10 protein-coding genes are annotated in these 9,383 nt (G+C 74.6%); 3 read left to right on the top strand and 7 right to left on the bottom strand.

The window, feature by feature from the left end; translation table 11 throughout:
• A partial coding sequence (locus E9565_RS20490; RefSeq protein ID WP_236836608.1) for a hypothetical protein occupies nucleotides 1-440 on the top strand: 440 nt, incomplete at its 5' end.
• Between the two features lie 12 nt (nucleotides 441-452).
• Here E9565_RS20490 and E9565_RS20485 read toward each other — a convergent pair.
• Nucleotides 453-1,232 carry a hypothetical protein gene (locus tag E9565_RS20485; RefSeq protein ID WP_236836607.1) on the bottom strand — a complete coding sequence of 260 codons (780 nt, stop codon included), beginning with the start codon at nucleotides 1,230-1,232 and terminating at the stop codon, nucleotides 453-455.
• Nucleotides 1,233-1,383: 151 nt separating this feature from the next.
• Nucleotides 1,384-3,969, bottom strand: a complete 2,586-nt coding sequence (gene clpB, locus E9565_RS20480; protein ID WP_236828628.1) for an ATP-dependent chaperone ClpB — start codon at nucleotides 3,967-3,969, stop codon at nucleotides 1,384-1,386.
• A 218-nt stretch (nucleotides 3,970-4,187) separates the two neighbouring features.
• Between clpB and E9565_RS20475 the strand changes: the two genes are divergently transcribed.
• Entirely contained in the window at nucleotides 4,188-4,652 is a 465-nt protein-coding gene (locus tag E9565_RS20475) for a MarR family winged helix-turn-helix transcriptional regulator (RefSeq protein ID WP_236828625.1), read from the top strand.
• Nucleotides 4,653-4,739: 87 nt separating this feature from the next.
• A complete protein-coding gene (locus E9565_RS20470; protein WP_236836606.1) occupies nucleotides 4,740-5,177 on the top strand; it encodes an OsmC family protein in 438 nt (145 codons plus the stop codon).
• A 56-nt stretch (nucleotides 5,178-5,233) separates the two neighbouring features.
• On the opposite strand, the gene E9565_RS20465 is transcribed toward E9565_RS20470, so the two are convergent.
• From E9565_RS20465 to E9565_RS20445, 5 genes are all read right to left on the bottom strand, one after another.
• The gene (locus E9565_RS20465; protein WP_236836605.1) at nucleotides 5,234-6,910 is read right to left on the bottom strand and encodes a DHA2 family efflux MFS transporter permease subunit; all 1,677 of its coding nucleotides are present in this window, start codon (nucleotides 6,908-6,910) and stop codon (nucleotides 5,234-5,236) included.
• Between the two features lie 83 nt (nucleotides 6,911-6,993).
• Complete coding sequence (locus E9565_RS20460; RefSeq protein ID WP_236836604.1) at nucleotides 6,994-7,473, bottom strand: MarR family winged helix-turn-helix transcriptional regulator; 480 nt, start codon at nucleotides 7,471-7,473, stop codon at nucleotides 6,994-6,996.
• Between the two features lie 140 nt (nucleotides 7,474-7,613).
• Nucleotides 7,614-8,087 (bottom strand): MarR family winged helix-turn-helix transcriptional regulator, encoded by a 474-nt coding sequence (locus E9565_RS20455; protein ID WP_236828621.1) that lies wholly within the window; start codon nucleotides 8,085-8,087, stop codon nucleotides 7,614-7,616.
• The gene (locus tag E9565_RS20450; protein WP_236828620.1) at nucleotides 8,084-8,536 is read right to left on the bottom strand and encodes a heat shock protein transcriptional repressor HspR; all 453 of its coding nucleotides are present in this window, start codon (nucleotides 8,534-8,536) and stop codon (nucleotides 8,084-8,086) included. Before E9565_RS20450 ends, E9565_RS20455 begins: the two co-directional genes overlap by 4 nt.
• Nucleotides 8,533-9,383, bottom strand: an 851-nt coding sequence (locus tag E9565_RS20445; protein ID WP_236836603.1) for a DnaJ C-terminal domain-containing protein, incomplete at its 5' end; no start/stop codon positions are given. The genes E9565_RS20450 and E9565_RS20445, both read right to left, overlap by 4 nt.

Raw genomic sequence — 9,383 nt, 5'->3', positions numbered from 1 at the left:
ACCCCGTCCACGGCGACGCGCCCCCGCCGGCCCCGCCGTCGGTGCGGGTCTCGATGGCGCTGCTCGCGACCCTCGCCGTGCTGCTCCTGCTGTACGTGACGATCACCTGGCTCGGCCGGGACGGCGTCCGCCAGGCGCTGGTCGAGGCGGGCCTGACCGCGGACGAGGCCCAGCAGTTCCTGCTGGTCAACACCACCGCGCCGCTGGTGCTGGGCATCGCCTACGCGGTCTCGGCGTGGGCCGTGTCGCGCCGCCGCCGCTGGGGCCTCTGGACCGGCGTGGTCTCGACGGTCGTCCTGGCGCTGGTGCTGCTCTCCACCATGCTCACCGCCGGCGGCGTCACCGTCGTCGCGCTGCTGCTGCTCGTGCTGTCGGTGGGAGCGGCGGCCAGCCTGGTCGCGCGGACGACGCGGGACTGGCTGGCCACCCGGCGGGCCTGAGCTGCCGCCTGCTCAGCCCTGACCCGTGGCGCGCTGCCACTTGCGGAAGCGGTACCAGTCGTTGGAGGGCTTCAGCGCCAGCAGCACCACGCCGGCGGCCGTCAGCGCGAGCTGGAACCAGGAGAGCGTGGTCAGGAAGGGCAGCGGCCCACCGGCGACGGCGTTGAACGGACCGGCCAGCAGCGCCAGGCCACCGAGCACCCACAGCACGATCCGCGCCCAGTTGCGGCCCTGCCACGCGAACCAGACGAAGAGCAGCTGGAGCAGGAGCACGAGCACGGTGAAGCCGGTCGTCAGCTGCGCCGTCAGCTCGGCGAGCGCCTCGGTGTCCAGCCCCTCGAACTCCGCGCCCTGGAGGTCGGTGCCCGACTGGTCGAGGGTCCAGTCCAGCAGCTCGTCCCAGTTGAGCAGCGTGACGACGGCCGCCACGGCGCTGAGCACCAGGGAGCCGAGGAACGCGCCGATGCCGGCGCGGACCGTCAGCGGCCGCTCCATCGGCTCGGGCGCACCCGGGCCCCAGCCCTGGGGCGCCGCGGGCGCGGGGGCGTAGCCGTACGGGTTCTGACCGTAGGGATGCTGGCCGTAGGGGTTCTGCGGCGGCTGCCCGTACGGGGGCTGACCGCCCTGCGGCTGCCCGTACGGGGGCTGACCGTAGGGCGGCTGGCCGCCGTGGGGAGGCTGGCCACCGTACGGCGGCTGACCCGGCGGCGGTGCCCACCCCGGCTGCTGGCCGCCCTGCCCCTCGGGCTGCCCCTGCTGCCGACCGTGCTGGTCGTCCTGGCCCGCCGTCATCGTGTCTCCGCCTCTCGGTCCGGTCGTCGCCCGCGATCATCGACGACGCCCCACCGGGGAACCAGCAGGGCACGCGGTGCCACCCGATCAGGCGGCGTCCCGCCCGCCGGACCCGGGGGGGGTCCGGCGGGCGCGGCCACCTCCCGGGCGGCTACCCGCCGCGGGTGACGAGCAGGCCCTCGACGTCGCCACCCGGCCAGTCGACGACGACCTCGTCGCCGTCCCGGATGTCACCGGAGAGCAGCGCCTTGGCGAGCTGGTCCCCGATCGCCGACTGCACCAGCCGGCGCAGCGGCCGGGCGCCGTAGACGGGGTCGAAGCCGTTGAGCGCCAGCCACTCCCGGGCCGCGTCGGTGACGGTGAGCGTCAGCCGGCGGGCGGCCAGCCGGCGGGCCAGGACGCCGACCTGGATGTCGACGATCCCGGTCAGCTCCTCGCTGCCCAGCGCCCGGAACACCACGACGTCGTCCAGCCGGTTCAGGAACTCCGGCTTGAAGTGCCCGCGCACGACGCCCATCACCGCGTCGCGACGCCGCTCCTCCGGCACCGACTGGTCGGCGATCAGCTGCGAGCCGAGGTTCGACGTCAGGATCAGGATGGTGTTCCGGAAGTCCACCGTGCGCCCCTGGCCGTCGGTCAGCCGGCCGTCGTCGAGCACCTGGAGCAGCACGTCGAAGACGTCCGGGTGCGCCTTCTCGACCTCGTCCAGCAGCACCACGGTGTACGGACGGCGCCGCACCGCCTCGGTGAGCTGGCCGCCTGCCTCGTAGCCGACGTAGCCGGGGGGAGCCCCCACCAGCCGGGCGACGGAGTGCTTCTCGGAGTACTCGCTCATGTCGATGCGGACCATGGCCCGCTCGTCGTCGAACAGGAACTCCGCCAGCGCCTTGGCCAGCTCGGTCTTGCCGACGCCGGTGGGCCCGAGGAAGAGGAACGAGCCGGTGGGCCGGTCGGGGTCGGCGACGCCGGAGCGCGCCCGCCGCACCGCGTCGGAGACGGCGCGGACGGCGTCGGGCTGCCCGACGACCCGGTGGCCGAGCTCCTCCTCCATGCGCAGCAGCTTCTGGGTCTCGCCCTCGAGCAGCCGCCCGGCGGGGATGCCGGTCCAGGCCTGGACGACCTCGGCGATGTCGTCGGGGCCGACCTCCTCCTTGAGCATGGAGGCCTGCTCCTCGACCGACGCCTCGGCCTCGGCCAGCGCCTTCTCCAGCTGCGGCAGCCGGCCGTAGCGCAGCTCCGCCACGCGGGCGAGGTCACCGTCGCGCTCGGCCCGCTCGGCCTCGGTGCGCAGCCGCTCCAGCTCCTCCTTGGCCTGCTGGATCCGGGTGATCGCGCTCTTGTCCTGCTGCCAGCGGGCCGTGAGCTCGGCCAGCTCCTGCCGCTTGTCGGCGAGGTCCTCGCGCAGGCTGGCCAGGCGCTCGAGGGACGACGGGTCGCCCTCCTTGGCGAGCGCCATCTCCTCGATCTCCAGCCGGCGCACGGCGCGCTCGACCTCGTCGACCTCGACCGGGCGGCTGTCGATCTCCATGCGCAGCCGGCTGGCGGCCTCGTCGACCAGGTCGATCGCCTTGTCGGGCAGGAACCGGGACGTGACGTACCGGTCCGACAGCGTCGCCGCCGCGACGATCGCGCCGTCGGTGATGCGCACGCCGTGGTGCACCTCGTAGCGCTCCTTGAGCCCGCGGAGGATGCCGATCGTGTCCTCGACCGAGGGTTCGCCGACGAAGACCTGCTGGAAGCGGCGCTCCAGGGCCGGGTCCTTCTCGATGTGCTCGCGGTACTCGTCGAGCGTGGTGGCGCCCACCATGCGCAGCTCACCGCGCGCCAGCATCGGCTTGATCATGTTGCCGGCGTCCATCGCGCCGTCACCGGTCGCACCGGCACCGACGATCGTGTGCAGCTCGTCGATGAAGGTGATGATCTCGCCCTCGGCCTCGGTGATCTCCTGGAGGACGGCCTTGAGCCGCTCCTCGAACTCACCGCGGTACTTCGCGCCGGCCACCATCGCGGCGAGGTCGAGCGCCATCAGCCGCTTGCCCTTGAGGCTCTCCGGGACGTCGCCGGCCACGATGCGCTGGGCCAGGCCCTCGACGATCGCGGTCTTGCCCACGCCCGGCTCGCCGATGAGCACCGGGTTGTTCTTCGTCCGGCGGGAGAGCACCTGCACGACCCGGCGGATCTCGGTGTCCCGCCCGATGACCGGGTCGACCTTCCCCTCGCGGGCGCGCTCGGTGAGGTCGACGGCGAACTTCTCGAGGGCCTGGTAGGTGGCCTCCGGATCGGCGGTGGTGACCTTGCGGTTGCCCCGCACCGTGCGGAACGCCGCCAGCAGCGCGTCCGCCGTCGCCCCCGCGCTGGTGAGGACGGCGGCGGCCTCCCCCTCCGACGCGGCCAGGCCGACCAGCAGGTGCTCCGTGGAGACGTACTCGTCACCGAGGGCACCCGCCTGCTCGGCGGCGGCGTTGATCACCCTGAGGAACTCGCGCGAGGGCGCGGGCGCCGAGACGGTCGCGCCGCTGACGCTCGGCATGCGGCGCAGAGCGGCGTCGGCCTTGCTGCGCACGTCGGCCGGGTCGGCGCCCACCGCGGTGAGCAGCGGGCCGGCGATGCCGTCGGCCTGCTCCAGCAGGGCGACGAGCAGGTGCAGCGGCTCGAGGGCCGCCTGACCCCGGCCGACGGCGAGGCGCTGGGCACCGGCGACGGCCTCCTGCGAGCGGGTGGTGAGCTTGCTGTCCATGCCAGGGGGCACGTCCTCTCCTCTCTCGGGCACGCCGTCCCTCCGTGGCCGGCGTCATCGCTCCCTGCAACGAGCCGGGGGTTGAGTCTGTTCCGCTCAACTCTGCTGCGCTCGTCCATCCTCGCCCCGCCCGCCCCGGCACCACCAGGGCCCCCTTACGGGTCGCGTCCAGGGCGGAAGGTCCCGGCCCCCCGTGCGGCGGCCCTAGACTGGCGGGCATGACCGCCCTGCCGGCTCCGAGCGTCGCGCTCGACGACCAGCTGTGCTTCGCGCTGTACGCCGCCTCCCGCGCGGTGACGGCGCGGTACCGCCCCATGCTCGACGCGATCGGCCTCACCTATCCGCAGTACCTGGTGATGCTGCTGCTCTGGGAGCAGGACAACCAGACGGTCGGCCAGCTCGGCGCCCGCCTCGCGCTCGACAGCGGCACCCTCTCGCCCCTGCTCAAGCGGCTCACCGCGGCGGGCCTGGTCACCCGGCACCGCCGGGTCGAGGACGAGCGCTCGGTCTCCATCGCCCTCACCGACGCCGGCCGGGCCCTGGAGGGCAAGGCCGTGGCCATCTCCGAGGAGATGATCGGCGCGATCGGCTTCGACACCAGCGAGTTCGACGACCTCAAGGCGCGGCTGCGGCTGCTCACCGACCGGGTCAACGGCACGGCCGAGGTGCCCGAGCAGGCCTGATCCGCGCGGTAGCCGGGGCTCCCGGCGGGTAGGAGGGCGGCCACGGCGCCGCCCAGCCCGGGGCGGCCACGGCCCGGAAGGGGCAGCATGCCCACTCGTACCGCCCGCACCGCCTGGAACGGCACCCTGCAGGAGGGCTCGGGGCAGGTGGAGCTCTCCAGCTCCAAGGTCGGCACCTACGAGGTGTCCTTCCCCAAGCGCGCCGCCGACGAGGCCGACGGCACCACCAGCCCCGAGGAGCTCATCGCCGCGGCGCACTCCGCCTGCTTCGCCATGGCGCTCTCCAGCGAGATCGGGAAGGCCGGCGGTACGCCGCAGTCCCTCGAGGTCTCCGCCGACGTGACGCTCGGCCAGCGCGACGGCGCCCCGACCATCACCGGGGTCAAGCTGACCGTGCGCGGCGAGGTCGAGGGCCTCGACGCCGACGGCTTCGACAAGGCCGCCCAGTCCGCCAAGGCCGGGTGCCCGGTGAGCAAGGCGCTGACCGGCACCGAGATCACCCTGGACGCCGCGCTCGAGGGCTGACCCCACCCGGACGGACGGCGGCCCACCTCCCCTGCGGGAGGCGGGCCCTCGTCCGGTCAGCGGGCCGGGACCACCCCGGCGTGCGCCACCCCGGTGCGCGCGCCGCCGGCGTCGCGGCCCTCGATCGCGTCGGTGCCGATGCGCACCGCGGACCCGCGCTCGGCCTGCTCCCGCTCGTCGCCGGTGTCCGTGCGCAGGGCGATCTCGCGGATGAAGAGGACGGCGAGGACCGCGACGAGCGCGACCAGCGCCGAGATCAGGAACACCCGGCCGGTCGCATCCCCGTACGAGAGGCGGATCAGCTCCTGCACCGGCGCCGGCGCGTCGGCGAGGTCGGCCAGCCCGACGTCCCCTCCCCCGGCGGCGGCCGTCCCCGCGGCGCCCGGGACCCGCGCCGTGCCGTCGCGGATCAGGTCGCCCACGTGGTTGCTCAGCACGGCACCGAGGACCGACACGCCGATCGTGCCGCCGAGGCTGCGGAAGAAGGCCACCGCGGAACTGGCCGCGCCCAGGTCCCGGGCCGCGACGGTGTTCTGCACGGCGAGCACCAGGTTCTGCATGCTCATGCCGATGCCGACGCCGAGCACGAACAGGTAGACGCTGAACAGCACCATGTCCGTCTCGTGGTCGATCGTCGCCAGCAGCGCGAAGCCGGCCACGACCAGGACCGTGCCGGTCGCCAGGTAGGCCTTCCACCGCCCGTAGCGGGTGATGAGCAGGCCGGAGACGGTGGAGGAGACCAGCAGCCCGCCGACCATCGGGACGGCCAGGAGCCCGGCCTCGGTCGGCGAGTACCCACGCGAGATCTGCAGGTACTGGCCCAGGAACACCGTCGAGCCGAACATCGCCATGCCGACCGCGACGCTGGCGACGATCGCGAGCGTGGTGGTGCGGTCGCGGAACAGCCGCAGGGGCACGATCGGCTCCGCGGCCCGCACCTCGGTGACCAGGAAGGCCACGACCGCCAGCGTGGCGCCGCCGAGGAACAGCGCCGTCTCCACCGAGGCCCAGCCGAAGCTGCCGCCGGCGAGGGTGACCCAGATGAGCAGCGCCGAGACGCCGGCGGTGAGGAAGGCCGCGCCGAGGTAGTCGATGGTCACGTCCCGCCGGGTCACCGGGAGGTGCAGGGTGCGCTGGAGGAGCACCAGCGCGACCGCGGCGAACGGCACGCCGACGTAGAAGCACCAGCGCCAGCCCAGCCAGCTGGTGTCCACCAGCAGACCGCCGAGGAGGGGGCCGCCGACGGTCGCGACCGCCATGACCCCGCCGAGGAGACCGGAGTAGCGGCCGCGTTCGCGGGGGCTGATCATCGCGGCCATCGCGATCTGCACCAGCGCCTGCAGGCCGCCCAGCCCCAGTCCCTGGAGCACGCGCCAGGCGATCAGGGTCTCCACCGACTGCGCGAGCCCGGCCAGCATCGATCCGGCGATGAAGACCACGATCGACAGCTGGATGAGCAGCTTCTTGCTGAACAGGTCGGCGAGCTTGCCCCAGATCGGCGTGGAGGCCGTCGAGGCCAGCAGGGTCGCCGTGATCACCCAGGTGTACTGGTTCTGCGTGCCGCGCAGCTCGGTGATGATCGTGGGCAGGGCGTTGGAGACGACGGTCGAGGACAGGAACGCCACGAACATCGCCAGCAACATGCCGGAGAGCGCCTCCAGCACCTGGCGGTGGGTCATCCGCCCCTGCTGCTCGACGGGCGCCTCGGTTGCGGCGGGCGGCACGGTGCTCACGGGGCTCCTGGACGTCGGGTGTGCGGGTCGGGCGGGAGGCCGGGTGGCCACCGGGCCGCTCCCACCCGCACGGGGCGGGGTGGTCATCGGGCAGCTCCCGCCGGTTCGGGGCGCGGCACGCCGGTGACGTCGACGTCGGCGACCAGGCGCTCGAGCAGGCCGGCGAGCCGCTCGGCGTCGTCGTCGTCCCAGTCGGCCAGGGCGGTCCGCGCCCACGCGGAGCGCAGCGCCCGCGAGGTGGCCAGCGCGTCGGCGCCGCGGCCGGTGAGGCGGAAGAGGGCGGCCCGCCCGTCACGGGGGTCGGGGTGGCGCTCGACGTGGCCGGAGCGTTCCAGCGCGGAGAGCTGGCGGCTGGCGACCGAGCCGTCGACACCGGCGTGCGCGGCGAGGGCGCTGCAGCGCAGGTCACCGTCGCGCTCGAGCGGGAGGAGGAGGGCCCAGCCGAACGACGGCAGGTCACCGTGGAGCTGGGTGGCGGCGCGGGAGCTCAGGTGCCGTCCGGCGCGGATGAGCTGGGCGACCCCGGCCATGAGGCGGTCCCGCGTGGCGGGGCTGAGTGGCATGACGAGTCCTCGGGGTGGTGCAACTGCTTGCAGACCGAAACCATACGCCCATATGGTTGCGGTCTGCAACATCATGCCGGGCGTGCCGCCCCGGACGCGGCGATGCCCGGACCCCGCGGTGGGGTCCGGGCATCGTCGGGTCAGGACCCCTGCTCGGCCTCGCGCGCCTCGCCGATCCGGTTCAGCCGCTCCAGCAGCGCGGCGAGCGTGGCGACGTCCTCGGCGGGCCACCCGGACATGTCGCTCTCCCAGCGGGCCCGGCGGGCCGACCGGATGCGGGCCAGCCGGGCCGCACCCTCGGCCGAGGGCGTCAGCACCTGCGCCCGGCCGTCGTCGGGGTCGGCTGCGCGGTCGACCAGGCCGAGGTCCACGAGGCTGGAGAGCTGCCTGCTGACGGTGCTCTTGTCCAGGCCGAGCCGGGCCACGAGGTCGCTGGCGCGCAGCGGCCCGGCGTCCTGCAGCAGGGCCAGCAGCCCGTAGGCGGCGCCGTCCAGGTCGGGGTGCAGCTCGCGCGCCAGCCGGGTCGAGATGGCCCGGGACCGGCGCAGCAGCAGCCCGATCTCGCGCTCGAGCCCGACGAAGGCCTCGTGGGCGTCGGCGCCCGGCCCGCTCACCGGGCCCCCCCGGGACGCCACACCACGAGGGCGGAGCTCGGCCGCCGGTGGGGCACCAGGTCCGCGCGGTAGGCCGCCGGGATCGCGGCCTCGGCCGCCATCCGCCGGCTCTCCGAGTGCTGCAGCTCCTCGAGGAGCTCGTGCACCCGGGCCTGCAGCGCCTCGACCTGGGACTCGAGGTCGATGATCCGCTTGATGCCGGCGAGGTTGACGCCGTCCTCCTGCGAGAGCCGCTGCACCTCGCGCAGCAGCGCCACGTCGCGGGGGCTGTACCGGCGGCCGCCCCCCGGCGTGCGACCAGGGCTGACCAGCCCCAGCCGGTCGTACTGCCGGAGCGTCTGGGCGTGCATGCCGGCCAGCTCGGCCGCCACGGAGATCACGAACACCGGGGCGTCGTCGGCGACGGACGGGGCCGCGTGGCCCAGCGGCCCTCCCGATGGCCTGGTCATGCCTCACCTCCCGCCCGCACCGCCGCGGTGATCTGCGGGCGCGGGTCCTCGTCCAGCTCCTCGGCCAGGTTCTCGACGGCCTTCCGCTGCGCCGGGGTCAGCCGTGCGGGGACGGCGATCTCCACGGTGACCAGCAGGTCGCCGGTACGGCCCTTGGCGGGCACGCCCCGTCCGCGGACCCGCAGCGTCCGGCCGCTCGCGGTGCCCGCCGGCACCTTGAGCGACACCGTGCCCTCGAGGGTCGGCACGGTGAGCGTGGTGCCCAGTGCCGCCTCCGCGAAGGTGATCGGCACGGTCAGCGTGAGGTCCTCGCCCTTGCGGCCGAACAACTGGTGCTCGGACACGTGGACGACGACGAACAGGTCGCCGGCCGGGCCACCTCGCCGCCCGGGCGCCCCCTTGCCGGGCAGCCGGATGCGCTGGCCGTCCTTGACCCCCGCGGGGATCCGCACCGTGATGGTGCGGGTCTGGCTGGTGATGCCGCTGCCCGCGCAGGTCGGGCACGGGTCGTCGACGACCTGGCCGCTGCCGCGGCAGTTGCGGCACGGCTCGGAGAACGCGAACGCACCCTGGCTGCGGCTGGTCACGCCGGCGCCCTGGCACACCGGGCAGGTGTGCGGGCTCGTCCCGGGCTTGGCGCCGCTGCCGGCGCAGGTCGGGCAGCTGCCCGGGCTCTGCATCCGGAGCGGCACCGTGACGCCGAGGACGGCCTCCTCGAAGGAGAGGGTCGCCTCGGTCTCGACGTCCTGACCGCGCGCCGGACCCGACGCCGCCTGGCTGCGCGCGCGGGCCCCGCCGCCGCCGGCGCCACCGAAGAGGCCGCCGAGGATGTCGCCCAGCCCACCGG

It is taken from the genome of Blastococcus sp. KM273129 (assembly GCF_021698995.1).
Taxonomy (GTDB): Bacteria; Actinomycetota; Actinomycetes; order Mycobacteriales; family Geodermatophilaceae; genus Blastococcus.
This window is presented reverse-complemented; position numbering and strand designations above follow the sequence as displayed.

Excerpts from the sequence above, each read along its gene's own strand:
- E9565_RS20485 (WP_236836607.1), bottom strand. The coding sequence starts at position 1,232 with ATGACGGCGGGCCAGGACGACCAGCACGGTCGGCAGCAGGGGCAGCCC.
- clpB (WP_236828628.1), bottom strand. The coding sequence starts at position 3,969 with ATGGACAGCAAGCTCACCACCCGCTCGCAGGAGGCCGTCGCCGGTGCC.
- E9565_RS20475 (WP_236828625.1), top strand. The coding sequence starts at position 4,188 with ATGACCGCCCTGCCGGCTCCGAGCGTCGCGCTCGACGACCAGCTGTGC.
- E9565_RS20470 (WP_236836606.1), top strand. The coding sequence starts at position 4,740 with ATGCCCACTCGTACCGCCCGCACCGCCTGGAACGGCACCCTGCAGGAG.
- E9565_RS20460 (WP_236836604.1), bottom strand. The coding sequence starts at position 7,473 with ATGCCACTCAGCCCCGCCACGCGGGACCGCCTCATGGCCGGGGTCGCC.
- E9565_RS20450 (WP_236828620.1), bottom strand. The coding sequence starts at position 8,536 with ATGACCAGGCCATCGGGAGGGCCGCTGGGCCACGCGGCCCCGTCCGTC.